General features: G+C 35.2%; 1 protein-coding gene. It reads right to left on the bottom strand.

Annotated elements, in window-relative coordinates:
* On the bottom strand, positions 1–389 hold a 389-nt coding region (locus GQR38_RS20195), incomplete at both ends, for a methyl-accepting chemotaxis protein (RefSeq protein WP_165738065.1).

Here is a 389-nt window from a genome sequence, read left to right as displayed (position 1 = left end):
AACTTGGTTCGTATTATTCGCAACTTCATTGGCAGTGGAAGACATTTCAGTAATAGCAGAAACAACTTGGTCAGTTTCATTATTATGAGTAAGCAGCTGTGTTGCCATATTTTCCGTTTGATGGCGAATAGCTTGACCCGCATGATTAACTTCTCGGGTTGCCTCACTTATCTCTTTAATCATGTGCTGCAATTTATCAACAAAAAGATTAAAGGACTCACCCAATTGCGCGATTTCATCCTTACCAGAAATAATTAATCGTTTGGTTAAATCTCCTTCTCCTTGTGCAATATCATTTAAATTATCAGCCATCAGTTTAATAGGCGAAATCATTTTATTTACACAAATTAAAATCACGATGATAGTCAAAATAATTAACGCAAGCATAG

This window comes from Pseudoalteromonas sp. c7(2019) (genome assembly GCF_011378625.1).
Classification (GTDB): domain Bacteria; phylum Pseudomonadota; class Gammaproteobacteria; order Enterobacterales; family Alteromonadaceae; genus Pseudoalteromonas; species Pseudoalteromonas arctica.
The sequence above is the reverse complement of the archived record's forward strand: the minus strand, read 5'-3'. Positions and strand labels throughout refer to the sequence as shown.